Here is a 23,818-nt window from a genome sequence, read left to right on the forward strand (position 1 = left end):
GGGGCGCGACAGCCCCGGGCGCCAGTCACGCTGCTTCGCGGTAGAAGCCGTTGCTGTTCAACAGCCGGCCGCTCATCGGCGCCACGGCCCGACCGATGGCCGCGATGTGGTCCGGCGTGGTGCCGCAGCAGCCGCCCACGATATTGACCAGCCCTTCGGCCGCGAACTCGTGCAGCAGCCGCGAGGTGACGTCGGGCGTCTCGTCGAAGCCGGTCTCGCTCATCGGATTGGGCAGGCCCGCGTTCGGGTAGCAGCTGATGAAGGTGTCGCCCGCCACCTTTGCCAGTTCCTGGATGTAGGGCCGCATCAGCGCCGCGCCCAGCGCGCAGTTGAGCCCGACGGCCAGCGGCTGCGCATGGCGCACGCTGTGCCAGAACGCGGTGACGGTCTGGCCGCTCAGGATGCGGCCCGAGGCGTCGGTCACGGTGCCGCTGATGATGAGCGGCAGGCGCTGGCCGCTGTTGTCGAAATACTCGTCCACCGCGAACAGCGCGGCCTTGGCGTTGAGCGTGTCGAAGATGGTCTCGACCAGGATCACGTCCGAACCACCCTCGACCAGCGCCTCGACCTGCTCGTAGTAGGCCGCGCGCAATTGCTCGAAGTCGACGTTGCGCGCGCCGGGGTCGTTCACGTCGGGGCTGATGCTCGCGGTCTTGGGCGTCGGGCCGAGGGCGCCGGCCACGAAGCGCGGCTTGTCGGGCGTGCTGAACTTGTCGCAGGCCGCGCGCGCAAGCTTGGCCGATTCGAGGTTCATCTCGCGTGCGAGATGCGCCATCTTGTAGTCCTCCTGCGCGATGGTGGTGGCGCCGAAGGTGTTGGTCTCGATCAGGTCGGCGCCGGCCGCGAGGTAGCCCTCGTGGATGTCGCGGATCACGTCGGGCCGTGTCAGCGAGAGCAGTTCGTTGTTGCCTTTCACGTCGCGCTCGAAGTCCTTGAAGCGCTCGCCCCGGTACTGTTCCTCGGTGAGCTTGAAGCGCTGGATCATCGTGCCCATTGCGCCGTCGAGGATGGCAATGCGCTTTTCGAGGATGCCGGCCAGGGCCTGGCCGCGGGTGTAGACAAGGGGCTTCATAACTTCCAATTGTAGGAAGCAAGGCTGCCCCTGGGCGGCGTCAGTGCTTTAGCGCCGTTCGACGAATTCCAGCACCGCCTCGATCATGCGCCGCACATGCGGCTGCACGCCGGCTGCGATTTCGGGCAGGTAGTCGAAGGGCAGCTTCTCCTGCATGTAGCTCGACTGCGTCATCTCCAGCTGCACCGCGTGCACGCCGGCGGCGGGGTTGCCGTACTGGCGCGTGATGTAGCCACCCGTGAAGCGGCCGTTGAGCACGCCCGTGTAGCCGGTGGCCGATTCGGCGATGCCCAGCAGCGTGGCGGCCAGCGCGGGGTCGCAGCTGCTGCCCTTGCCGGTGCCCAGGTTCAGGTCGGGCAGCTTGCCCTCGAAGAAGCGCGGCAGCACCGAGCGGATCGAGTGCGCGTCCCACAGCGCGATGGTGCCGTGCGCGGCCTTCAGGCGGTCGAGCTCGGCCTGCAGCTGCCGGTGGTAGGGCTGCCAGATGGCGTCGCGGCGCGCGGCGATTTCCGCGTCGCCCGGCAGGTCGTCGGCCGACGCGTAGACCGGCGTGTCGTCGAAGGTGTCGACCGGGCACAGGCCGGTGACGCTCTGGCCCGGATAGAGGCTGGCGCCATCCGGCGGTCGGTTCAGGTCGACCACGTAGCGCGAATGCGTGGCAACGAGCACCGAGGCGCCGAGCGCATCGGCGAAGTCGTAGAGCCGTTCGAGGTGCCAGTCGGTGTCGGGCACCTGGCGCGCCTCGTCGCTCAGGCGGGCGGCGAGCGCGGGTGGCACGTAGGTGCCGACATGCGGCATCGAGATCAGCAGGGGACGCGTGCCCTGGCGGAAGCGGAAGGCGGGTTCGGTGGTGGTGAAACTCATGGGCTCAATTTTCCTGGAGAAGCTGGCTGCGCGCCGCGACGAAGGCGGCGGCGGCCTCGTTGTGCAAGGCATGGCGGCCGGCCGCGACGCGCGGCTGGCCCGACACCCAGACGGTGTCGATGGCCGAGGTGCGGTGGCTCGCGAAGACGTGGGCCGACAGCATGTCGGGCGCTGGCAGACCTTGCAGCGCAAGCTGTGCGGCATCGAGCACGACGAAATCGGCCTGCTGCCCCGCGGCCAGGCCGGCGATGGCCCGGCCCGAAGCCTGCGCACCGCCGCGCACCGCTTCGAGCGTGAGCGCGGTGGCCACGTGCGGCTGCGCCGCGCTGGCGCCGACGTTGCGCTGCCGCCAGGCCAGGCGCTGGCTGTATTCGAGCATCAGCAGCTCTTCCGCGGCGTTGACCGTGGCATGGCTGTCGGAGCCCAGGCCCCAGGCGCCGCCATGGTGGCGCCAGGCGGAGAAATCGAAGATGCCGTCGCCGAGGTTGGCCTCGGTGGTCGGGCACAGGCCGGCCACCGCGCCGCTCTTGGCGCCGCGCTCGTATTCGGCCGCATCCATGTGCGTGGCATGCACCAGGCACCAGCGCGCATCGACCGGCGCATGGTCGAGCAGCCAGGCCACGGGGCGCTGGCCGCTCCAGGCCACGCAGTCGTCGACTTCCTTGGTCTGCTCGGCAATGTGGATGTGAATCGGCGCACCCGGGTCGATGGCCTCGAGCCCCGCGATGGCTTCGCGCAGCGCGTCGGGCGGCACGGCGCGCAGCGAGTGCGGCGCGAGGCCCAGGCGGGCCGAAGGACCGCCTTGCGGTCCGGGTGCGCCCTGCGCGTCGCACGCGGGCTTGAGCCTGTCGAGCAGGCGCAGCATCGAATCGGTCGAGCGGATGAAGCGGCGCTGCCCTTCGTTGGGCGGCAGGCCGCCGAAGCCGCTGGCCTGGTAGAGCACAGGCAGCAGCGTGAAGCCGATGCCGGCCTTCTTCGCGGCGCGCAGCAATGCGAGGCTCAGCGTCGCATCGTCGGCATAGGGGCGGCCGTCGGCATCGTGATGCACGTACTGGAACTCGCACACGCTGGTGTAGCCCGCCTCGAGCATCTCGGCATAGAGCCAGGTCGCGATGGCCTCCATCTGCTGCGGGCCGAGGCGCGCGGCAAAGCGGTACATCAGCGTGCGCCAGCTCCAGAAGCTGTCCTGCTGCTGGGCGCGGTATTCGGTGAGCCCCGCGAAGGCGCGCTGGAAGGCGTGCGAATGCAGGTTGGGCATGCCGGGGATCACGGGGCCCTTCGCCACCTGCGTGCCCGCTGCCGGCTGGGCCGCGGGCTGCACCTTCGTGAGCTGGCCGGCCTCGTTCCACGACAGCAGCACGTTCTTCGCCCATCCGCCGGGCAGCAGCGCATCGGCCGCGAACAGCGTGTTCATCGGGTCGCTCCCACGGCGATGCGGCCTTGCCGCACGACGCTGCGCACCGGGCGCTGGCCGAACCAGTAGGCCAGCTCGGCCGCATCGCGCACGTTCCACAGCACGAAGTTGGCGGGCATGCCTTCGGCAATCGCGCCGTGCGTGTCTTGCAGGCCCAGCGCGCGCGCCGCATGCACCGTGACGCCGGCCAGCGCCTCGGGCACGGTCAGGCGGAACAGCGTGCAGGCCATGTTCATCATCAACAGCAGGCTCAGCGCGGGCGAGGTGCCGGGGTTGTGATCGGTCGACACGGCCATCGGCACGCCGGCAGTGCGCAGCGCCTCGATCGGTGGCATGTGCGTGTCGCGCAGCGTGTAGTAGGCGCCAGGCAGCAGCACGGCCACGGTGCCCGACTGGCGCATGGCCTCGATGCCTTCGGCCGACAGGTGCTCGATGTGGTCGCACGAGAGCGCGCCGTAGCGCGCGGCGAGCGCGGCGCCGCCCATGTCGGAGAGCTGCTCGGCATGCAGCTTGACGGGCAGGCCCAGCGCCTTCGCGGCCTGGAAGACCTGCTCGGTTTCCGCGAGCGTGAAGGCGATGCGTTCGCAAAACACGTCGACTGCATCGACCAGTCCCTCGGCCGCGAGCGCGGGCAGCATCTGGCTGCAGACGAGATCGATGTAGTCGCCGCTGCGGCCCGCGTACTCCGGCGGCAGCGCATGCGCGCCGAGGAAGGTGGTGCGCACGGTGACGCCATAAGTCTCGCCCAGGCGCCGCGCCACGCGCAACTGCTTGCGCTCATGTTCGAGCGCGAGGCCGTAGCCAGACTTGATCTCGATCGCGCAGACGCCGTCGGCCAGCAGCTGTTCGAGCCGGGGCGCGGCCTGCGCGAAGAGCGCGTCTTCATCGGCCTCGCGCGTGGCGCGCACCGACGAGACGATGCCGCCGCCGGCCTTCGCCACTTCTTCGTAGGTGGCGCCCGCAAGCCGCATCGCGAACTCGTTGGCGCGCTGGCCGCCGTAAACCAGGTGGGTGTGGCAATCGACCAGGCCGGGCGTGACGAGCGCGCCGCCACCATCGTGCAGCGGCAGGGCCTCGAATCGGGCCGGCAGCGCGCTGCGCGCGCCAGCCCAGCGGATCGTGCCTTCGGCCACCGCGATCGCGGCTTCGGTGCTGGCCTCCAGGGTGGTGCCGGGCGCCGCGCCGGGCGCCAGGCGCAGGCCCGTCCAGAGGCCGTCGGCCGATGGGAATGTGGTTGCGGATGTCATGTCTTGTCTGGTGTTTGCACAGCTTACGCCGGCACGATGCGAACCGCAGCCAGCCGAGCGCCTTCCTGTTGCGCGGGCTCGGCCTGCCATGGCTGTGCGCTGTCGGTCCAGTACAGGCCTTCGCCTTCAAGGCAGGGCTCGCCGTTCAGGCGCCATGCACCGCGGATCGCGAGCAGCACGCCGTGCGGTGCGGCCTCGATGGCCGATGCTTGGTCCAGCACCCGCACGTCGGCGCGCCACTGTCCGTGCCGCGTCATGATGTTGAAGTCGTTCGATGCGCCGCCGAGCAGTGCGCAGTCGATCGCGTCGTCGCCGCTGAACGCGAACGGCCGGTGCGGCACGTCGAGCCGGTGCTCGATGCGGCCGTCGTGCGTGAACAGCCGCACGCCGTCGCCTTCGAGCAGCATGATGTTGCGGTCCACGCCCGGGAACACCGAGAACGGCCCGGCCGCCGCGATGGTCGCGATGCTCGCGCGCCAGCCGAAGCTGTCGAGGCCCGCGCCCTGCGGCCAGCTCACGATCTCCTGCGTGGTGCCGCCGCCGTTCTTCCAGGGCATGGCCGGCAGCGCCGTGCGCGAGAAACGCTGCACGTTGCTCATGATGGGTCCTCTTGCTCCTTCCCCTTCCGGGGGAAGGCTGGGATGGGGGCAGCGCGCAACGAGCGCCGCGCGAAGGGCAAGGCCGTCGTGCCCCCACCCCGGCCCTCCCCCGGGAGGGGAGGGAGAAATGCAAATGCAGCAGCGCCATTCATCGCATCAGCCCGCCCTGCCGCAGCTTCTGCTCGAAGTGCCTGAGGACCAGCGTCATCGTGCCCGTGAGCACGAAGTACACGAGCGCAATCGCCAGGTAGACCTCGAGCGAGCGGTACGACACGCTGATGATCTTCTGCCCTTCGTGCATCACGTCGTGGATCGTCAGCAGAGACACCAGCGCCGAGTTCTTGATGAGCGCGATGAACTCGTTGCCCAGCGGCGGAATCATGCGCACCACCGCCTGCGGCAGCACGATCTCGCGCATCGCCGTGCCTGGCGTCATGCCCAGCGACTGCGCCGCCATGGTCTGGCCCTTGTCGATCGACTGAATCGCGCCGCGCACGATCTCCGACACGTAGGCCCCCGAATACACGCCCAGCCCCAGCACGCCGCACAGGAAGGCCGGCAGCAGGATGCCGAAGTGCGGCAGTCCGAAGAACAAAATGAACAGCTGCACCAGAAGCGGCGTGCCGCGAATCGCCGCCACGTAGGCCGTGCAGATGCCGTAGAGCCAGCGTCGCTTCGGATTGAGCCGGCCGATGCCCACCAGCAGGCCCAGCACGCAGCCGAGCGCGAGCGCGCAGGCGGTGATCTCCACCGTGACCAGCGCGCCGCGCAGCAGGTCGGGCCAGCCCTGCCAGACCGGCGAGAAGTCGAGATCCATGGGTCAACCTTTTCGGCGGCCGAGCGCCGGGCCGCCCCAAGCCGGCCGCGCCTCCCCCATGGGGGGTGGAGTTACACGCGCGCAGCGCGTGAAAAGCCGGGGGGCCGACATTACTTGAACCACTTGGCGACGATCTGCGCGTAGGTGCCGTCGGCCTTGAGCTTTTCGATGGCACCGTTCACGGCCTTGGTGAGCTCGGGCGTGTCCTTGCGGATGGCCATGCCGTATTCCTCGGTGGTGATCTGCTCGGGCAGCACCTTGAGGCCGCCGCGCGTGCGCACGTACTGGTAGGCGGCGGGCTTGCCGGTCACGGCGGCATCGGCGCGGCCGATGTCGACGAGGTTGAACATTTCCTGGTTCTTCTCGACCTCCATCAGCTGCACCTGCGGGAATTTCTCCTTGGTGTAGGCGACCGACTTGGTGCCCACCTGCACGCTGACCTTCTTGCCGTTGATGTCGGCCGGCGCCTTGATGGCCGTGTTGCCGTCCTTCACCATCACCACGAGGCCGCCCGCGTAGTAGGGCACGGTGAAATCGACCACCTTCCTGCGCTCGTCGGTGATGTAGATGGCCGACACGGCCATGTCGAAGCGCTTGGAGACAAGTCCCGGCACCAGGCCCTTGAAGTCGATGTCGATCCATTCGATCTTGCGGCCCAGCGTCTTGCCGATGGCCTCGACCAGCTCCACGTCGAAGCCCGTGCGCTTGCCGTTCTCCACGAATTCCATCGGCGGAAAGGTGGCGTCGGTGGCCACGCGCAGCGGCTCGCCCTGCGCCTGCGCGGTGGCGGCGAAACCGAAGAAGACGAGGCTGGAGAGTGCGGCGGCAACGAGGGTGCGGCGGGTGTTCATGTGAAGGCTTCCGTGGGTTTGAAAAAGAAAGAGGGAAAGGCAGCGATCGTCTACTGCAGCGCGCGCGAGATGCGCGCCGCCGTGACGGCGGTCAGGGGAACCCATGCAGCTTCCATGCCCCCGGCGCGCGTGAGCGGCGCCATGAGCGTGATCGCGCCGCGCAGGCGCCGGCCCGGGCCGAGCACCGGAGCGCTCGCGCCCCAGACGCCCGCGTCGACCTCGCCGTGGGTCACGGCATGGCCGGCTTCACGGATCGCGTCGAGCTCGGCGGCACGCTCGGCGCGGCGTCCGGGGCTCTCGCCGAACGCGTCGAGCAAGGCGTCGCGCTGATCGATCGGCAGGTGCGCCAGCAGGCACTTGGCGCTGGCGCCGTCGCGCGCCGGCACGCTGCGGCCCCGGTCGAACGAGCAGCGCAGCGACTGCTCGCTATCGATCATCTCCAGGCACACGACGCGGTCGTTGACCAGCGTGACCAGCGCCACGCTTTCATGGCTTTGCTGCGCAAGCGCGCGCATGTCGGCGCGCGCCGCCATCACGAGGTCGGAGTTGCCGTCGAAGCCGCTCGCAAGCTGCACGCTCACCGGGCCGGGCGAATAGCGCCCATCGGTCTCCATCACGAAGCCCCAGCGCCGCAGCACCGCGATCTGCCGGTACAGCGTGCTCTTGACGAGACCCGTGGCCTGCACGAGATCGGCCGCGCTCATCGCCGACTTGCTCTGCGCCAGCACCGACAGCACGCGCAGCGCGCGGTCGTTGTGGGCGGAAGCTTCGGGCATGGACGTCATCTGGGCCAATCGCGGGGGCGTCGAAAGTGGATGCGGTGTGCAGTATCTTGCCCGCCGTTCCCACATCCAAGCCTTCATTCCCACTGGGTGGGAATGAGCACGCTTTTTCTTTCTACCTTCGTCTTACCGCTGCTTCACTCGCCGGTCAGCGCACCATCGGCAGCTTGAGCCCCTGCTTCTTCGCCGTGGCCACGGCAATGTCGTAGCCCGCGTCGGCATGGCGCATCACGCCGGTAGCCGGATCGTTCCAGAGCACGCGTTCGATGCGCTTGGCCGCGGCGTCGGTGCCGTCGCACACGATCACCACGCCCGAGTGCTGCGAATAGCCCATGCCCACGCCGCCGCCGTGGTGCAGGCTGACCCAGGTGGCGCCGCCCGCGGTGTTGAGCAGCGCGTTGAGCAATGGCCAGTCGCTCACCGCATCGGTGCCGTCCTTCATGGCTTCGGTCTCGCGATTGGGGCTCGCGACCGAGCCGGTGTCGAGGTGGTCGCGGCCGATCACGATGGGCGCCTTGAGCTCGCCGTTCTTCACCATCTCGTTGAAGGCCAGGCCCGCGATGTGGCGCTCGCCCAGACCGAGCCAGCAGATGCGCGCCGGCAGGCCCTGGAACGCGATGCGCTCGCGCGCCATGTCGAGCCAGCGGTGCGTGTGGGTGTTCTCGGGGAACAGTTCCTTGATCTTGGCGTCGGTCTTGTAGATGTCTTCCGGGTCGCCCGACAGCGCCACCCAGCGGAACGGGCCCTTGCCTTCGCAGAACAGCGGGCGGATGTAGGCCGGAACGAAGCCCGGGAAGTCGAAGGCGTTCTTTACCCCTTCGTCGAAGGCGACCTGGCGGATGTTGTTGCCGTAGTCGACCGTGGGGATGCCCATGGCCTGGAAGTCGAGCATGGCCTGCACGTGCACGGCGCACGACTTGGCTGCCGCTTTCTTGAGCGCGTCGTGCTGCGAGGCGTCCTTCATCGCGGCCTGCCATTGCGCCACGCTCCAGCCCGAGGGCAGGTAGCCGTTGATCAGGTCGTGCGCGGAGGTCTGGTCGGTCACGAGGTCGGGCTTGAGTCCGCCGGCCTTCGCGCGCTTCACGAGCTCGGGCAGGATGTCGGCCGCATTGCCGAGCAGCGCGATCGACACGGCTTCCTTCGCGTCGCAGTGCTGCTGGATGAGTTCAAGCGCGTGGTCGATGTCGCGCGCCTGCTTGTCGACGTAGCGCGTGCGCAGGCGGAAGTCGATGCTGGTCTGCTGGCACTCGATGTTGAGCGACACCGCGCCCGCGAGCGTGGCCGCGAGCGGCTGCGCGCCGCCCATGCCGCCGAGGCCGGCCGTGAGGATCCACTTGCCTGCGAGGCTGTTGCCGTAGTGCTGGCGGCCGGCTTCGACAAAGGTCTCGAAGGTGCCCTGCACGATGCCCTGGCTGCCGATGTAGATCCAGCTGCCCGCCGTCATCTGGCCGTACATGAAGAGGCCCTGGCGGTCGAGCTCGTTGAAGTGCTCCCAGTTGGCCCACTTGGGCACGAGGTTCGAGTTGGCGAGCAGCACGCGCGGTGCGTTCTCGTGCGTCTTGAAAACGCCGACCGGCTTGCCCGACTGGATGAGCAAGGTCTCGTCGTCGTTCAGCTCTTTCAGCGACGCGAGGATCTGGTCGTAGCAGGCCCAGTTGCGCGCGGCGCGGCCGATGCCGCCGTACACCACGAGGTCCTGCGGGCGCTCGGCCACCTCGGCGTCGAGGTTGTTCTGCAACATGCGGTAAGGCGCCTCGGTGAGCCAGCTCTTGCAGTTGAGCGTGCTGCCGCGCGGGGCGCGGATCACGCGCGCGGGATCATGGCGCGGGTCGGTGTTTTGCAGCGGGAGCTTTTCGGGTGCGTTCATGGCGAGGTTCTCCTTGATCGGTGTTCAGGCGTGGCTGGGCAGGATGTTCAAGAGCGCGGCCGGCAGTTCGGCCTTCAGCGCCCACTGACGCATGGCTTCGATGTCGGGCGCGAGGTAGCGGTCGCGTTCGAGGAAGGCGACCTTCTTGCGGATGGCGGCGAACTCGGCTTCGACCAGCGGGGAGCTCTTGAGTCCACGTTTGAGTTCAATGCCTTGCGCGGCGGCCATGGCTTCGATGCCCACCACCACCGCGGTGTTGTTGACCATGTCGCCGAGCCGGCGCGCCGCGAAGGTGGCCATCGAGACATGGTCCTCCTGGTTGGCCGAGGTGGGCAGGCTGTCGACGCTCGCGGGATGCGCGAGCGACTTGTTCTCCGACGCCAGCGCCGCGGCCGTGACCTGCGCGATCATGAAGCCGGAATTCAGGCCGCCGTCGCGCACCAGGAACGGCGGCAGGCCCGAGAGGCCGGTGTCGAGCAGCAGCGCGATGCGGCGCTCGGCAATCGCACCCACTTCGCTCACGGCCAGCGCGATGATGTCGGCCGCAAAGGCGACCGGCTCGGCGTGGAAGTTGCCGCCGGAGATCACTTCGCCGGTGTCGCAGAACACCAGCGGGTTGTCCGATGCGGCATTGGCCTCGATCACCAGCACGCGCGCGGCATGCGCGAGGTTGTCGAGGCAGGCGCCCATCACCTGAGGAATGCAGCGCACCGAATACGGGTCCTGCACGCGGCCGCAGTCGGCGTGCGACGGCACGATCTCGCTGCCTTCGAGCAGCGTGCGCACCGCGCCGGCCACCGAGATCTGCCCGGGCTGGCCGCGCGCGGCATGGATGCGCGCGTCGAAAGGCTTGATCGAACCCTGGATGGCTTCGAGCGAGAGCGCGCCCGACATCAGGGCCGAAGCGAACACGTCCTCCGCGCCGAACAGGCCGGCGAGCGCGAGCGCGGTCGACACCTGCGTGCCGTTGAGCAGCGCCAGGCCTTCCTTGGGGCCGAGCACGAAGGGTTCGAGGCCGATGCTGCGCATGGCCTCGGCGCCGCCGACGACCTTGCCGTCGGCAAGGGTCGCCTCGCCTTCGCCGATCAGCACGCAGGCCATGTGCGCGAGCGGCGCGAGGTCGCCCGAGGCGCCGACCGAGCCCTTGCACGGAATGCGCGGCATGACGCCCGCATTGAACAAGGCCAGCAGCGCATCGGCCAGGGCGGGCCGCACGCCCGAATGGCCGCGCGCCAGGCTCACGGCCTTGGTCGCGAGCACCATGCGCACCACCGGCGCGGCCAGCGGCTCGCCCGTGCCCACGCTGTGCGAAAGCACCAGGTTGCGCTGCAGCTCGGCCAGGTGGTCGTTGCCGATGCGCGTGCTCGCGAGCTTGCCGAAGCCGGTGTTGATGCCGTAGACCACCTGGTCGTTCTCGACGATGTGGCGCACCGCCGCTTCGGCGCGCGCCATGCCCTCCTGCACCGAAGGGTCGAGCGCCAGCCGCACGCCGCCGGCCTGGATGCGGCGCAGCATGGCGAGATCCACCTTGCCGGGCGTGAGGGTCAGGGTGGTGGCGGTGTGATTGCTTCTTGGCATGTGAACCTGTCTATACAAGTGGTTGCGAGAGAAAACCTTGTCCTTCGGACATTTAAAAAAGACTCACGGTCCCTTCGTGGAACACCGCGGAACCGGCTTTGCCGGGCCGCTGGTGTTGCCCCCGGCGAGGGGGTTGGCGGAGCGACACGAAGTGCGCGAAGACTGGGGGAGAGCCATAGGTCTAGCCGAAGGACGGATTGCCGTCGGCTCGGAAGCGGCTGCCCAGGCTGTAGCGCGACGCCGGATGCAGGCAGCGCACCCAGGTGACCGGCGTGTTGCGCGTCCAGGTGCGGCGCGTGAGCAGCAGGCAGGGATCGGTGGGCTCCATCGCGAGCCGGCCCGCCTGCTCGGCGGTGGGCAGCACGGCATCGACGACGTGTTCGATCTGGTCGAAGGGCACGTTGCGCACCAGGTACTCGCTGGGCGGCACGGAGGCGAAGTCCTGCTCGAGGAAATCGGGCACGACCAGCGGGTTGACATAGCGCTCCTCGAGCTGCACCGGCGTGTCGTTCTCCAGGTGCAGGCAGACGCTGTGGAACACCGAGGTGCCCGCGCGCATGTCGAGCCAGGCGGCCACGTCGGGAGAGGCGGCCAGGCGTTCCACCGCGAGCATCTCGCAGCGGTAGTCGTGCCCGCGCTGGCGGATCTCGCTCGCGATGTTGGCGATCTGCAGCAGCGTGGACTGCGGCTTGTTCTCGGCCACGAAGCTGCCGACGCCGGCCACGCGCACGATGCGGCCCTGCTCCATCAGCTCGCGCAGCGCACGGTTCACCGTCATGCGCGAGATGCCGAACTGCGCGACCAATTCACTCTCGGACGGCAGGCGATGGCCGGCCGGCCAGGTGCCGTCCTGGATCTTGCGGGAGATGTGATCCTTGACTTGCGCATAGAGCGCGAGGGACGGCAGGTCGCGTTTCATGTCAGTGTTCGGCCGCGGCCATCGACTCGGCGCGGATCTCTTCGGTCAGCCGCGCCTTGATTTCCATGAACTCCGGCGAGGTCTTGATGGTGTAGCTGCGCGGATGCGGAAAGTCGACTGCGATCTCGGTCTTGATGCGGCCCGGGCGCGCGCTGAACACCGCCACGCGGTTGGCCATGAAGATCGCCTCGTCGATGTCGTGCGTGACGAACAGCACCGTCTTGCGCGCCGACTCCCAGATGCCGAGCAGCAGTTCCTGCATCAGCACGCGGGTCTGGTTGTCGAGGGCGCCGAAGGGCTCGTCCAGCAGCAGCATCTTGGGGTCGTTGGCGAGCGCGCGCGCAATCGCGGTGCGCTGCTGCATGCCGCCCGAGAGCTGCTTCGGAAAATGGTGCTCGAAGCCGCGCAGGCCCACCTTGGCGATGAAGAACTCGCTGCGCTCCTTCTGGTCGGCCTCGCTCATGCCGCGCTCGCGCAGCCCGAAGCGGATGTTCTGCGCCACCGTGAGCCACGGAAAGAGCGTGTAGCTCTGGAACACCACGCCGCGGTCCGCGCCCGGGCCTTCGATGCGCTCGCCGTCGAGCAGCACCTGGCCGGTGGTCGGGAAGTCGAGCCCCGCGACGATGCGCAGCAGCGTCGACTTGCCGCAGCCCGAGGGGCCGAGGATGGTGACGAAGTCGTTCTCGCGCACCTCGAAGTCGATCGGCAGCAGCGCCTGCGTGCTCTGGCCCCTGGTGCCGGTGAAGACGCGCGAGACGCCCTGGATGGAAAGCTGGTTGTTCGTTGTCATCACAGTGCCGCCCATGCAAAGAGACGGCGGTTGAGCGCCTTGAAAGCGAAGTCGGACACCAGCCCGATGACGCCGATCACGATGATCCCGAAGATGATCTGCCCGGTGTTCAGGAGCGCCTGGCTGTCGGTGATCATGTGGCCGATGCCCGACGAGGAGCCGATGAGTTCCGCCACGATCACGTAGGTCCAGGCCCAGCCCAGCACCAGGCGCAGCGTTTCGGCGATGCCCGGTGCGGCACCCGGGATGAGCACGCGCGCCACGATGCCGCGGCTCTTGGCGCCGAGCGTGTAGGCGGCCTCGACGAGGTCGCGCCGCGCACCGCCCACCGTCACGGCCACCATCAGCACGATCTGGAAGAACGAGCCGATGAAGATCACCAGCAGCTTCTGCATCTCGCCCAGGCCCGCCCACAGGATGAGCAGCGGAATGAAGGCCGACGCCGGCAGGTAGCGGCAGAACGAGACGAAGGGCTCGAAGAAGGCCTCCACGGCCTTCCAGGTGCCCATGGCAATGCCCAGCGGCACCGCCAGCACGGCCGCCAGCAGGAAGCCGCCGAACACGCGCCACACGGTCATGCCCACGTCGCCGAGGAAGCCGAACTCGGCGAACAGCATCCAGCCTTCCTTCAGCATGGTCACGGGGCTGGCCAGGAAGGTCGGCGGCACGAAGCCGCCGAGCGTGGCAACGGACCACACGAGCACGAAGGCCACGAAGAAGCCGAGGCCGAGCAGCACACGCGCGCGCCCGCTGATGGGCTCGAGCGGCGCGAGCGAACGGCGCCGCGCGGGCGCGGCGGCCTGGGGGGTTGCGGCCGATGCAGGCAGCGCCGCGCGCGGCGCCACCTGCGGCAGGGCCTTACTTGACGAAGCTTGCATCGAACATGGCCGTGTAGTCTTCAGGCGCCTTGCGGATCACGCCGGCCTCCAGCAGGATGGCCGTGGCTTCCTTCATGAAGCTGGTGAGCTCGCCCGCGAAGAATTTCTGGTTGGCCGCCTTGTCCTGCCAGCGCAGGTAGGCCGACGACTTGGCGAACTGCTCGCCGGTCTGCTTGACGGCCGAGCCCATGAGCTCGTTGGCCTTGGCGGGGTCGGCCTTGATCATGTCGAGCGCCTCGAAGTACGACTTCGTGAGCGCCTGCGCAGCCTTGGCGTTGGCCTTGAGCCAGGTGGGCGCGCAGCCCACGGTGTCCATCACCATCGGGTAGTCCAGCGTGGTGGCCAGGATCTTGCCCGCGGTGGGGTTGGCGCGCACGGTCGAAAGATAGGGCTCGTAGGTCATGGCGGCGTCGTTCTGGCCGGCCACGAAGGCTTGGGCCGCGGGCTGCGGCTCGAGCGAGACCACCTTCACGTCCTTCAGCGTCATGCCGTTCTTGCTGAGCATCCAGGCCAGGCCGAAGTAGGGCGCGGTGCCCGGCGCACTCACGCCGATGGTCTTGCCCTTGAGGTCGGCAAAGCCCTTCACGTCGTTGCGCACGGCAAGGCCGTCGGCGCCGTAGGACTTGTCCATCTGGAAGATCTGCACGATGGGCACGCCGTTGGCATTCCAGGCCACATGCGTTTCCACCGTGGTAGCCGCGCACTGGATGGCGCCGGAGGCCAGCGCGAGGTGCCGGTCCTTCTGCGGAATCATCTTGAGCTCGACGTCCAGGCCGTTCTTCTTGAAGATGCCGGCCTTGTCGGCCAGCGAGAGCGGCGCGAAGCCGGTCCAGCCCGACATGCCGAGCGCGATCCTGGTTTCCTGCGCGGCGGCCGTTCCGGCCATGCCCGCTGCACATGCCCCTGCTGCCAGCAGCGAAGCGACTTTCACAACTACCGTCTTGACCATGGGTACTCCTGGGTCTGTTTTCTAGAAAAAGGCTCGGCGACGCGCTCCCGACCATGGGCTGCGCGTGCCTCGCATTGTTGCCAAGCGCCCCAACTTGTATATACAGGATAACCCGGGAGTGCCTTTTCGGTGCATCCCTTCAGCAAAAATGCACCAGATTGCTGTCTATACAGGAGGGGCGGCGGGACGGGCTTCACGATTGCAAACCTCGTGCCACAGTCATATCGATGCCGCTGGGGGACAATCGGCGCCTCCCCCTTCTTGCCATCCCTACCCTTCGCATCCGCTGCCCGTGTCCTCGCTCGCTCCCCTCCCCCTTGACGCCCCCGGCAGCAGCAGCGCACCCGCCGACATCCTTCACGAAGTCTTCGGCTATTCGCAGTTCCGCGGACCGCAGCAGGACATCGTCGAGCACGTGGTGGGCGGCGGCGACGCGCTGGTGCTGATGCCCACGGGCGGCGGCAAGTCGCTGTGCTACCAGATCCCGGCCATTGCGCGGCAGCGCGCGGGGCGCGGCGTCTCGGTGGTGGTGTCGCCGCTGATCGCGCTGATGCACGACCAGGTCGGCGCGCTGCACGAGGCCGGGGTGAACGCGGCCTTCCTGAATTCGACGCTCGACTGGGAACAGACGCAGGACGTCGAGCGCCGCATGCTGCGCGGCGAGATCACGCTGCTGTACGCCGCGCCCGAGCGCGTGAACACGCCGCGCTTTCTCTCGCAGCTGGATTCGCTGAAGGAGCGCGGCAAGCTCTCGCTGTTCGCGATCGACGAGGCGCATTGCGTGAGCCAGTGGGGCCACGACTTCCGCCCCGAATACCGTGCGCTCACGGTGCTGCACGAGCGCTACCCGGGCGTGCCGCGCATCGCGCTCACCGCCACTGCCGATGCGCTCACGCGCGCCGACATCGTCGAGCGGTTGCAGCTGGAGGAAGCGCGCCAGTTCGTCTCCAGCTTCGACCGCCCGAACATCCGCTACACCATCGTCGAGAAGAAGGACGCGACCACGCAGCTGCTGCGCTTCATCGAGCGCGAGCACGAAGGCGATGCGGGCGTGGTCTATTGCCAGTCGCGCAAGCGCGTGGAAGACGTGGCCGTGATGCTGCAGGGCGCCGGCATCAACGCGCTGCCCTACCACGCGGGCCTGGACGCGGCGGTGCGCCAGAAGCACCAGGACCGGTTCCTGCGCGAAGAGGGCGTGGTGATGGTTGCGACCATCGCCTTCGGCATGGGCATCGACAAGCCCGACGTGCGCTTTGTCGGCCACCTCGACATGCCCAAGAACATCGAGGGCTACTACCAGGAAACCGGCCGCGCGGGCCGCGACGGCGCGCCAGCCGATGCCTGGATGACCTACGGCCTGCAGGACGTGGTGAACCAGCGCCGCATGATCGACGAGAGTCCCGCAGGCGAAGAGTTCAAGCAGGTGATGCGCGGCAAGCTCGACGCGCTGCTCTCGCTGGCCGAGGCGAGCGACTGCCGGCGCGTGCGCCTGCTGGGCTACTTCGGCGAGAAGAGCACACCCTGCGGCAACTGCGACAACTGCCTGAACCCGCCGCAGGTGTGGGACGGCACCGATGCCGCGCGCAAGCTGCTCTCCACCATCTACCGCGTGCAGCAATTGAGCGGCATCAGCTTTGGCGCGGGCCATATCATGGACATCCTGCGCGGCAAGGAAACCGAGAAGGTCAAGCAGTTCGGGCACGAGCGCATCAGCACCTTCGGCATTGGCGCGGAGTTCAGCGAAGTGCAGCTGCGCGGCGTGCTGCGCCAGCTCATCGCCACGGGCGCACTGGCCGTCGATGCGGAAGCCTTCAACACCCTGAAGCTCACGGAAGGCTCGCGCGCGGTGCTCAAGGGCGAAGCGAACGTGACGCTGCGCGAATCGGTTTCGTCGCCGGCCGCGCGCGGCGGCAAGCCCCGGCGCGAGAAGGCGGCGCGCGGCGCCCCGTCTCCGGCGGCCGCGGCGCTCGATGCCGATGGCCAGAAGCGCTTCGAGGCGCTGAAGGCCTGGCGCGCGGAAGTAGCGCGCGAGCACAACCTGCCGGCCTACGTGATCTTCCACGACGCCACGCTGGCGGCAATTTCCGAACGCGCGCCCGCGACGCTCGAAGACCTACAGGGCATCAGCGGCATCGGCACCAAGAAGCTCGAGGCCTACGGCACCGAGGTGCTGCGCGTCTGCAGCGCGTTCTAGCCAGGCCGCCCCCAGCTTTCAGGGCCGCAGCACGATCGGCACCGGCCGCGTGAGCAGGTCGACATAGAGCTCGAAGAAGCGCGCATTGTCGAACTTCTTCACCACCGTCATCTTCTGCAGCGCCGGGCCCGCGGGCTGCGAGGCATAGCCGATGGAGCGGCCGTTGTCGGCGGCGCCGGGCTTGGCGACCACGTCGACATAGCGCTCGACGGTTTCGGTGGCATAGGCCGGATCGATCAGATAGGCGAGCGTGAGCGTGTCCCAGATGTTCTGCGTGTAGGCCGGGTTGTTCTCGAAGCCGTTGGTGCCGCTGAAGCCGTAGCCGTTGAGCTGGCGGAACACCTCGGTCACGGCGGTGGGCTTGGCTGTGTGCGCGATGCGGTCGTAGATCGGCTTGGTCAGGAACACGGTGTCGGTCACGTCCAGCGGCACCACCACCTGCGGAATCGGCAGCCGCACCACGAACTGCGCGGCCTCGGGGTCGAACCACCAGTTGAACTCGGCGTACCTGGTGGTGTTGCCCGGCACGTCGACCGCGCCGCCCATGTAGATGATCTTCTTGATCAGCGGCACGATCTCGGGGTTCTGCTTGACCGCGAGCGCAATGTTGGTGAGCGGGCCGATGGCCAGGATGGTGATCTCGTTGGGATTGGCCTTCACGGTGTCGACGATGAAGTCGACCGCGCTGGTGCGCTGGAGCACCGTGTGGGTGGCAAAGCCGTCGGGCGAGGGCTTCAGGTCGGCATCGCTCTTGGGCTCGGGCGAGCTCCAGGCGCCCAGGTAGCCGTCGCCGCCGGAGCCGGCCGCCATCTCGGCCTCGATGGTCGCGTAGTCGTGGTTGAAGGCGTAGTTCGCGCCCGCATAGATGCCGATGCGGTTGCCCACGCCCAGCCGCTCGACCGACTTCAGCGCGTCGGCCACGCCCTGCCTGAGCCACTGGTTGCCCGAGACCACGCTGATGCCCATGACCTGCACCTTGCCCTGGGCCTGCAGCTGCGCGGCCATCACGCCGAGCTGGCCGTCGTCGCTCATGGTGTTGTAGTCGCTGTCGATGATGATCTTCTGCGCCGGAGGCGGCGGGGCGCCGAAGCCCGGTGCGAGCCCAATGCCGCTGTTGCCGTTGCCGCCGCCCCCGCAGGCCGAGAGCGCCGTGGCGAGCAAGGCCGCCGCCATCCACCTGCGTCGCTGAATCCGAATCGTCATCCCGGCTCCTTTTCGAGTGGTCTTGCCATGTAGAACTAAATGCCAAACGTTTGCGCAAACGTTTGCTTGAACTCTAAAGCGCATGCCACGGGTGTGGCAAAGCGCAAGGTTTCAAGGGGTAACGAGGCCGGTGTCGCAGCCGTTCAGCCCGGCGATGGAGCGGCTTCAAGCAGGCGCATTTCACGCAGCGGCGAGCGATGGAGCAGGTAGGGCTGCTCGTCGGCCGTCCCGGATTTCTCGGACTCCGCCTGGGACTTGGCCGAGGCCGGAACGGGGCAGGCGCCGCCGTTGCGCATCGCGAGCGCAGCCGCCAGCCGCGCCTCGGCCGGATCGCCGAGCTGGTGGCTGAAATCATCGGCAACGGCGCAGTCGGGCGCGAATCCGTCGCCGTAGTCGCCGAAGTTCTTGTGGTTGACGCCCTGGAACTGGATCGCGAAATAGCTGGTGCCGCAGTTGTCCTGCGGAGAAAAGCCATAGGGCTTGCCGCAAGTGGTGCCGCCCACGAGATTGACCTTGACGTCGATGCCGCGCAGGCCGTTGACGACCGCCTCGCTGGCCGAGCAGGTGTCGCGGCTGACCAGCACCGTGACCTGCGAGAGGCCGAGGCTCGGCAGCGTGGCGCCGGTGCGGCTGGTGCCGAGGAACGGGTAGATGGTCTGGGCCGGCGTCAGGTGGAACGGGTTCTTGTCGTTGAAGGCCAGGCGCTCGAAAACCTTGCCCGAGGTGGCGCCCGGCGAAGACACCATGGAGGCGAGGCGATTGGCGATGTTGAGCTGGCCGCCGCCGTTGTAGCGCATGTCGAGCACGAGGTCCTGCACGCCGTCCTGCTTGAACTGGTTGAAGGCGTTGACGAGCTGCGATTCGGAGGTCGTGATGTGGTCGTTGAAGAGCAGGTAGCCGACGCGGCCGCTGCCGGTGTCGATGGTCTTCACGTTCTGCACCGGCGTGCGCGTGATCTTCGCGGCCGCCAGCGTGACGGGCGCCTGCCGGACGCCGCCCACCTCGAACACGAAGGTGTGCGATTCGCCCACCGTCTGCGGCGAGATCGCGCGGTTGATCGCGTCGACGTTCTCGGTGCCGGTGCTGCTGACGGCATTGACGCCATCGACTTCGACGATCTTCGCGCCCCGCTGGAGGCCTGCGTTCGCGGCGGGCGAGTTCGGCTCGAGGAAGGCGATGCGCATGTTGCGCGGCGGAGAACTGCGCACGATGGCAATCTCCATGCCGTAGCCCGGCGCCACGCCGTTCTCCGAGAGCTGCCGGTAGCGCTCGGTGTCGTACACGTAGTGGAAGCGGTCCTTCGCGCGGCCCGAGGCCGTGAGGGCCGGGCTCTTGAGCACGCTGAAGTAGGCCACCGGCGTGGCGTAGTCGGCGGCCTTGAGGGTGGTCGGCACCTCGCCGTACCAGAGGTAGGTTTCGTCGATCCAGCCGCGCACCCAGCGCTTCTCGTCGGTCAGCGTGCCGGGCTTGTCGGGATAGGCCTTCCCCGTTGCGGGGTTGACGCCGGCGCGCGGCGCGGCGCACAGGCCGGCCACGGTGGCAGAGGCAAGGATGGCATCGTCGTCCCCGCCGCCAGCGCCATCGCCGCCGCTGGTGGGAGGCGGCGTGCTGCCGGGCGGCGCGACGATCGGAAACCCGCCGCCGCCACCCCCTCCTCCGCCGCCGCCACAACCCGCCAGCACGCAGACGATGCCGGCCAATGCGAATGCGGCCGCAGCCGATGCGTTGAAGCGCGGCGTCGCCCGCGCGTGCCCATTGCCCAAGCTCATCGAGCCCTCCTGGTGTCCGCCGCGGCGGACGGTTTTTTCTTTCTGTCTGCCGCGCTCCCGCGGTCCTCTTGCTTGCTTGCTATTGCATGAAGCCGATGCCGCGCGACTCGCGCACCTCGGGCTTGATGCGGTGCTCGGCCTCGAGCTGGTCGAGGAATTCGGCGGCCGAGAACTCGACCGCGAGAATATCCGTCTGCCGCTTCACAGCCGCGAAATCCCCCGGGCACAGCTGGTGCAATGGCGCCAGCCGCGCCTTGATGTCTCCGGTGAGCAGCGCGGCGTCGCCCGCCAGCGCTTCGGTCACGAACATGCGCTCGCGCTGCGGCGCGGTCAGCGGCATGAACTTGATCTTGAAGGTGAAGCGCCGCAGCGCCGCCTGGTCGAGCCGGTCGAGCAGGTTGGTGGTGCAGATGAAGACGCCGTTGAAGCGCTCCATGCCCTGCAGCATCTCGTTGACCTCGGTCACTTCGTAGGTGCGCTGGGCGCCGCGCCGGTCCTGCAGGAAGCTGTCGGCCTCGTCGAGCAGCAGCACGGCCTTCTCGGCTTCGGCTTCCTTGAACATGGCCGCCATGTTCTGCTCGGTCTCGCCGACGTACTTGCTCATGAGGTCGCTGGCCTGCTTGATGATCAGCGGCCGGCCGATGGCCTTGGCGATGTGCTCGGCCAGCGCGGTCTTGCCGGTGCCGGGCGCGCCGTAGAAACACAGCGTGCCATGGCCGCGCGCCTTGATCGCCGCCACGATGCGCGGGATCTCGAACCGGGTCTCGACGTTGAGCATGTCGAGGTCGTAGGTGGTGACGCTGCGCCGCTCGCCCGGGCCGGTGTCGAGCGTGCCGAGCGCCAGGTCGGCGTTCTTGAGCTGGCGCTCGATCAGCGCCTCCATCGAGGCGCCGTCCTCCGTCTGCGCCAGCCCTGCAAAGCGCACCGCGGTGCGGATCTGCGCGGGCGTGAGGCCCTTGCGCTCGGCCAGCTTGGCGGTGAAGGCCTCGGACACGACGATGCCTTCGAGCGTCTTCTTCACGAGCTGCTCGCGCGCACCGGGCGGCGGCGACTTGAGCTCCAGGTGGTAGGCGAAGCGGCGCCGGAATGCGGGGTCGATCTGCTCGATGCGGTTGGTGACCCACAGCGTGGGTACCGGGTTGGCCTCGAGGATCTGGTTGACCCAGGCCTTGCCGCTCACGCTGCCGCTGGTGGGCGCGGGAATCTGCTCGGCGCGCGCCATGAACTGCGCGGCCTCGGTGCTGATGGGCGGGAACACGTCCTCGACCTCGTCGAACAGCAGCGCGGCCTGCGCGCTGCCCTTGAGGAACACCTGCGCGATCTGCAGCGAGCGGTAGCGGTCGCGGCCGGAGAGCGAGTTGCCGTCGCGGTCGGCATATTCGACCTCGAACAGCTCCAGCCCCGCCGCCTGCGCCACCACCTTGGCAAGCTCGGTCTTGCCGGTGCCGGGCGGCCCGTAGAGCAGCACGTTGACGCCGGGCTCCTTGCGCGCCACCGCCGCGCGCAGCAGCGTGACGAGCATCTGCGCGTCTTCCTCGACGAAGGAGAAGTCGTGCGTGGTGAGCGCGCTCTTGGCCGAGGGCCGCGTGAACACGGCCATCAGTTCGTTGTGGTCGCGGTACTCGCGCATCAGCACCGGTGGCAGCTTCTCGCTGACCTTCATGAGGTCGGCCAGGTCGGTGATGTTGTGCTCGGAGATCAGGTTCTCGACCAGGCCGATGCGCTCCAGCCGCGAGCCTGCGCGCAGGGCCTCGCCCACTTCGGTGGCGTTGACGCCCGCGATGTCGGCAATGGCGGCATAGGCCTCGGGCGCGTTGTTGACCTTGAACTCGACCAGAAGCGATCGCAGGTCGCGCTGGTAGCGCGCGAGCGTGCCGTAGAGCAGCAGCGCGCGCTCGGCCTTGTTGAGCTGCAGGAGGCCCGCGAGCGCGTCGATGTTCTTCTCGACCAGCGTCGACTGCTTGCGCAGCGCATGCGTGAGCCAGTCGCGCGTGACGGCCAGCACCGAGAGCAGGTCCTTGGGGTAGTCCTTGGCGTATTCGTCGAGGTAGAAGAACAGCGTGCCTTCCTCGTAGGGCCCGCGCCACACGCCATGCCGCTCGAGCAGCGTGCGGCCGTCGAAGTTCTCGACGCCCTTCCAGGCCTCGTTGCCGGCGCAGCGCCGGCCGAGGAATTCGCGCAGCCGCTGCAGCACCGCGGCCGGCCACACCAGGTGGCGGCCGGTGAGCGAGAGCAGGCCGTTGATGTCGCGGCGCACGTTGAAGCGCGGCCCCTGCTTGGCGGCCAGCGTGAGCACGAAGTGCGAGCACATGAGCTCGAGCACCGGCGCACCCTTGAGCCCGGGCGACGGCAATGCCTGCCCGCGTACCGCAGCAGCCACTACATCGACACCCGCACGCTTGACCATCGGACAACCTCCAGACGAGGAACTTCTTGGGGCGACCATAACGCAGACTTTTGGCTTCGGGAAGACGCGGAAGCGGTAAAAACCCTGATGACGCGATTCCAGCCACAATGCCCGCCATGGTCGGAATCGAAGAAATCCGGCGCGCCGCGGCGCGTCTCGAGGGTCAGGTGCTCAACACGCCCTGCGTCGAATCGCGCACGCTCTCCGAGATCGTGGGCGCGCAGGTCTACCTGAAGTTCGAGAATCTGCAGTTCACATCCTCGTTCAAGGAGCGGGGGGCGTGCAACAAGCTGGTCGATCTTCTGGAAGGCCAGGAAACAACGCGCGGCGTGGTCGCCATGTCGGCCGGCAACCACGCCCAGGGCGTGGCCTACCACGCGCAGCGGCTCGGCCTGCGCGCACTCATCGTGATGCCGCGCTTCACGCCCGGCGTGAAGATCGAGCGCACGCGCGGCTTCGGCGCCGAGGTGGTGCTGCACGGCGACACGCTCGACGCGGCGCGCGCGCATGCGCTGGAGTTGGCCGAACGCGAGGGGCTGACCTTCGTCCACCCCTACGACGACGAAGCCATCATCGCGGGCCAGGGCACCGTGGCGCTCGAAATGCTCGATGCGGTGCCGGACCTCGACACCCTGGTGGTGTCGGTCGGCGGCGGCGGGCTGATCGCGGGCATGGCGATCGCGGCGCGCGAGCGCAAACCCGACATCGAGATCGTCGGCGTGCAGACCACGCGCTTTCCGGGCATGGTGAATGCCGTCAAGGGCACCCAGCACCTGCAGGGCAAGAGCACCATCGCCGAAGGCATCGCGGTCGGAACGCCCGGCGTGCTCACGCGGGAAATCATCGCCCAGCATGTCGACGACCTGCTGCTGGTCGACGAAGGCGACATCGAGCAGGGCGTGCTGATGCTGCTCGAAATCGAAAAAACCCTGGTCGAGGGCGCGGGTGCGGCCGGCCTGGCGGCGCTGATCCGGCATCCGGCGCGCTTCAAGGGCAAGCGCGTGGGCTTGGTGCTGTCGGGCGGCAACATCGACCCGCTGCTGCTGGCGGCCATCATCGAGCGCGGCATGGTGCGGGCCGGCCGGCTGGCGCGCGTGCGCGTGAGTGCGCGCGATGTGCCGGGCTCGCTGGCCCAGATCACGGCCACCGTGGCAGAAGCGGGCGCTAACGTCGACGAAGTTCATCACCAAAGAGCGTTTACCATGCTGGCAGCCCAGAACGTCGACATCGAGCTGGTGCTGCAGACCCGCGGACGGGCCCACCTAGCCAGCGTGCTGGGCGCGCTGCACGACGCCGGTTTCGAGGCCGAGGAGCAGCACTGAAGGGGGCTCGCAACCCCCTAGACCCTGGCGCCGGGGGCCGCCGGTAAAATGGCCGCAGTTTTTGTATTTGCGTATTCGAGGTAATTCAATGTCCAACCCCACTCCCGTCGAGCCCGGCCACGCCGCCGCCGTTGAAGAAGACGCCGTCGAATCGATCGTGCACCTGATGCCGATCGTGCTCCCGCTGGCCGGCGGCGTGCTGATGCTGCTGCTGGCATCCATCGCTGTCTACTTGGCCTGACAGTCGTTTGCGTCTTCGTCCGCGGGTTGTGCGGCCCGCGTTGACGCAGTCTCCC

Annotated in this window: 20 protein-coding genes; 3 read left to right on the plus strand and 17 right to left on the minus strand. The window is 68.2% G+C overall.

Features of this window, described 5'->3' with window-relative positions; all coding sequences use genetic code 11:
• Nucleotides 1-25 precede the first annotated feature (25 nt).
• The 14 genes from L1081_RS19255 to L1081_RS19320 form a co-directional block, all read right to left on the minus strand.
• Nucleotides 26-1,072 (minus strand): homocysteine S-methyltransferase family protein, encoded by a 1,047-nt coding sequence (locus tag L1081_RS19255; RefSeq protein ID WP_489413605.1) that lies wholly within the window; start codon nt 1,070-1,072, stop codon nt 26-28.
• A gap of 48 nt (nt 1,073-1,120) precedes the next feature.
• Nucleotides 1,121-1,936 (minus strand): N-formylglutamate deformylase, encoded by an 816-nt coding sequence (gene hutG / locus L1081_RS19260; RefSeq protein WP_489413606.1) that lies wholly within the window; start codon nt 1,934-1,936, stop codon nt 1,121-1,123.
• Nucleotides 1,937-1,940: 4 nt separating this feature from the next.
• Entirely contained in the window at nt 1,941-3,350 is a 1,410-nt protein-coding gene (locus L1081_RS19265) for a formimidoylglutamate deiminase (RefSeq protein WP_489413607.1), read from the minus strand.
• A complete protein-coding gene (gene hutI, locus L1081_RS19270; protein ID WP_489413608.1) occupies nt 3,347-4,597 on the minus strand; it encodes an imidazolonepropionase in 1,251 nt (416 codons plus the stop codon). The genes L1081_RS19265 and hutI overlap by 4 nt, the downstream gene beginning before the upstream one ends.
• A gap of 23 nt (nt 4,598-4,620) precedes the next feature.
• The gene (locus L1081_RS19275) at nt 4,621-5,196 is read right to left on the minus strand and encodes a HutD family protein (RefSeq protein WP_489413609.1); all 576 of its coding nucleotides are present in this window, start codon (nt 5,194-5,196) and stop codon (nt 4,621-4,623) included.
• 148 nt (nt 5,197-5,344) lie between these two features.
• Nucleotides 5,345-6,013, minus strand: a complete 669-nt coding sequence (locus tag L1081_RS19280; RefSeq protein WP_489413610.1) for an amino acid ABC transporter permease — start codon at nt 6,011-6,013, stop codon at nt 5,345-5,347.
• Between the two features lie 110 nt (nt 6,014-6,123).
• Nucleotides 6,124-6,864: a transporter substrate-binding domain-containing protein gene (locus L1081_RS19285; RefSeq protein WP_489413611.1), complete on the minus strand. Its 741-nt coding sequence runs from the start codon at nt 6,862-6,864 to the stop codon at nt 6,124-6,126.
• 50 nt (nt 6,865-6,914) lie between these two features.
• Nucleotides 6,915-7,649, minus strand: coding sequence for an IclR family transcriptional regulator domain-containing protein (locus L1081_RS19290; protein WP_489413612.1), 735 nt, complete (start codon nt 7,647-7,649; stop codon nt 6,915-6,917).
• A gap of 145 nt (nt 7,650-7,794) precedes the next feature.
• Nucleotides 7,795-9,513: a urocanate hydratase gene (gene hutU / locus L1081_RS19295; RefSeq protein WP_489413613.1), complete on the minus strand. Its 1,719-nt coding sequence runs from the start codon at nt 9,511-9,513 to the stop codon at nt 7,795-7,797.
• A gap of 24 nt (nt 9,514-9,537) precedes the next feature.
• Nucleotides 9,538-11,091, minus strand: a complete 1,554-nt coding sequence (gene hutH, locus L1081_RS19300; protein ID WP_489413614.1) for a histidine ammonia-lyase — start codon at nt 11,089-11,091, stop codon at nt 9,538-9,540.
• A gap of 181 nt (nt 11,092-11,272) precedes the next feature.
• Nucleotides 11,273-12,010, minus strand: a complete 738-nt coding sequence (gene hutC / locus L1081_RS19305) for a histidine utilization transcriptional repressor HutC (RefSeq protein WP_489413615.1) — start codon at nt 12,008-12,010, stop codon at nt 11,273-11,275.
• 1 nt (nt 12,011) lies between these two features.
• Entirely contained in the window at nt 12,012-12,800 is a 789-nt protein-coding gene (locus L1081_RS19310; protein WP_489413616.1) for an ATP-binding cassette domain-containing protein, read from the minus strand.
• Nucleotides 12,800-13,678, minus strand: a complete 879-nt coding sequence (locus tag L1081_RS19315) for an ABC transporter permease subunit (RefSeq protein WP_489413617.1) — start codon at nt 13,676-13,678, stop codon at nt 12,800-12,802. The genes L1081_RS19310 and L1081_RS19315 overlap by 1 nt, the downstream gene beginning before the upstream one ends.
• Entirely contained in the window at nt 13,659-14,627 is a 969-nt protein-coding gene (locus L1081_RS19320) for an ABC transporter substrate-binding protein (protein WP_489413618.1), read from the minus strand. The genes L1081_RS19315 and L1081_RS19320 overlap by 20 nt, the downstream gene beginning before the upstream one ends.
• A 292-nt stretch (nt 14,628-14,919) precedes the next feature.
• Between L1081_RS19320 and recQ the strand changes: the two genes are divergently transcribed.
• Nucleotides 14,920-16,821, plus strand: a complete 1,902-nt coding sequence (recQ, locus tag L1081_RS19325; protein ID WP_489413619.1) for a DNA helicase RecQ — start codon at nt 14,920-14,922, stop codon at nt 16,819-16,821.
• Between the two features lie 18 nt (nt 16,822-16,839).
• Here the strand turns inward: recQ and L1081_RS19330 are convergent, their stop codons facing one another.
• The 3 genes from L1081_RS19330 to L1081_RS19340 form a co-directional block, all read right to left on the minus strand.
• On the minus strand, nt 16,840-18,024 hold the full coding sequence (locus tag L1081_RS19330; protein ID WP_489413620.1) for a nucleoside hydrolase: 1,185 nt from the start codon (nt 18,022-18,024) through the stop codon (nt 16,840-16,842).
• 143 nt (nt 18,025-18,167) lie between these two features.
• Nucleotides 18,168-19,793: a S41 family peptidase gene (locus tag L1081_RS19335; protein ID WP_489413621.1), complete on the minus strand. Its 1,626-nt coding sequence runs from the start codon at nt 19,791-19,793 to the stop codon at nt 18,168-18,170.
• Nucleotides 19,794-19,872: 79 nt separating this feature from the next.
• A complete protein-coding gene (locus L1081_RS19340; RefSeq protein ID WP_489413622.1) occupies nt 19,873-22,200 on the minus strand; it encodes an AAA family ATPase in 2,328 nt (775 codons plus the stop codon).
• Nucleotides 22,201-22,316: 116 nt separating this feature from the next.
• On the opposite strand from L1081_RS19340, the gene L1081_RS19345 reads away from it, so the two are divergent.
• Nucleotides 22,317-23,522, plus strand: a complete 1,206-nt coding sequence (locus tag L1081_RS19345; RefSeq protein ID WP_489413623.1) for a threonine ammonia-lyase — start codon at nt 22,317-22,319, stop codon at nt 23,520-23,522.
• 88 nt (nt 23,523-23,610) lie between these two features.
• Nucleotides 23,611-23,763 carry a hypothetical protein gene (locus tag L1081_RS19350; RefSeq protein WP_164547926.1) on the plus strand — a complete coding sequence of 51 codons (153 nt, stop codon included), beginning with the start codon at nt 23,611-23,613 and terminating at the stop codon, nt 23,761-23,763.
• The last annotated feature ends 55 nt before the right edge of the window (nt 23,764-23,818 follow it).

The organism is Variovorax sp. MSC1_012 (assembly GCF_023667525.1).
GTDB lineage: Bacteria > Pseudomonadota > Gammaproteobacteria > Burkholderiales > Burkholderiaceae_C > Variovorax > Variovorax beijingensis_B.

Coding starts and splice junctions, on each gene's coding strand:
- hutC (WP_489413615.1), bottom strand. CDS start 12,010: ATGAAACGCGACCTGCCGTCCCTCGCGCTCTATGCGCAAGTCAAGGAT.
- hutI (WP_489413608.1), bottom strand. CDS start 4,597: ATGACATCCGCAACCACATTCCCATCGGCCGACGGCCTCTGGACGGGC.
- L1081_RS19320 (WP_489413618.1), bottom strand. CDS start 14,627: ATGGTCAAGACGGTAGTTGTGAAAGTCGCTTCGCTGCTGGCAGCAGGG.
- L1081_RS19265 (WP_489413607.1), bottom strand. CDS start 3,350: ATGAACACGCTGTTCGCGGCCGATGCGCTGCTGCCCGGCGGATGGGCG.
- hutU (WP_489413613.1), bottom strand. CDS start 9,513: ATGAACGCACCCGAAAAGCTCCCGCTGCAAAACACCGACCCGCGCCAT.
- L1081_RS19255 (WP_489413605.1), bottom strand. CDS start 1,072: ATGAAGCCCCTTGTCTACACCCGCGGCCAGGCCCTGGCCGGCATCCTC.
- L1081_RS19310 (WP_489413616.1), bottom strand. CDS start 12,800: ATGACAACGAACAACCAGCTTTCCATCCAGGGCGTCTCGCGCGTCTTC.
- L1081_RS19340 (WP_489413622.1), bottom strand. CDS start 22,200: ATGGTCAAGCGTGCGGGTGTCGATGTAGTGGCTGCTGCGGTACGCGGG.
- L1081_RS19280 (WP_489413610.1), bottom strand. CDS start 6,013: ATGGATCTCGACTTCTCGCCGGTCTGGCAGGGCTGGCCCGACCTGCTG.
- L1081_RS19275 (WP_489413609.1), bottom strand. CDS start 5,196: ATGAGCAACGTGCAGCGTTTCTCGCGCACGGCGCTGCCGGCCATGCCC.
- L1081_RS19335 (WP_489413621.1), bottom strand. CDS start 19,793: ATGAGCTTGGGCAATGGGCACGCGCGGGCGACGCCGCGCTTCAACGCA.
- L1081_RS19350 (WP_164547926.1), top strand. CDS start 23,611: ATGTCCAACCCCACTCCCGTCGAGCCCGGCCACGCCGCCGCCGTTGAA.
- hutH (WP_489413614.1), bottom strand. CDS start 11,091: ATGCCAAGAAGCAATCACACCGCCACCACCCTGACCCTCACGCCCGGC.
- L1081_RS19290 (WP_489413612.1), bottom strand. CDS start 7,649: ATGACGTCCATGCCCGAAGCTTCCGCCCACAACGACCGCGCGCTGCGC.
- L1081_RS19330 (WP_489413620.1), bottom strand. CDS start 18,024: ATGACGATTCGGATTCAGCGACGCAGGTGGATGGCGGCGGCCTTGCTC.
- L1081_RS19285 (WP_489413611.1), bottom strand. CDS start 6,864: ATGAACACCCGCCGCACCCTCGTTGCCGCCGCACTCTCCAGCCTCGTC.
- L1081_RS19345 (WP_489413623.1), top strand. CDS start 22,317: ATGGTCGGAATCGAAGAAATCCGGCGCGCCGCGGCGCGTCTCGAGGGT.
- hutG (WP_489413606.1), bottom strand. CDS start 1,936: ATGAGTTTCACCACCACCGAACCCGCCTTCCGCTTCCGCCAGGGCACG.
- L1081_RS19315 (WP_489413617.1), bottom strand. CDS start 13,678: ATGCAAGCTTCGTCAAGTAAGGCCCTGCCGCAGGTGGCGCCGCGCGCG.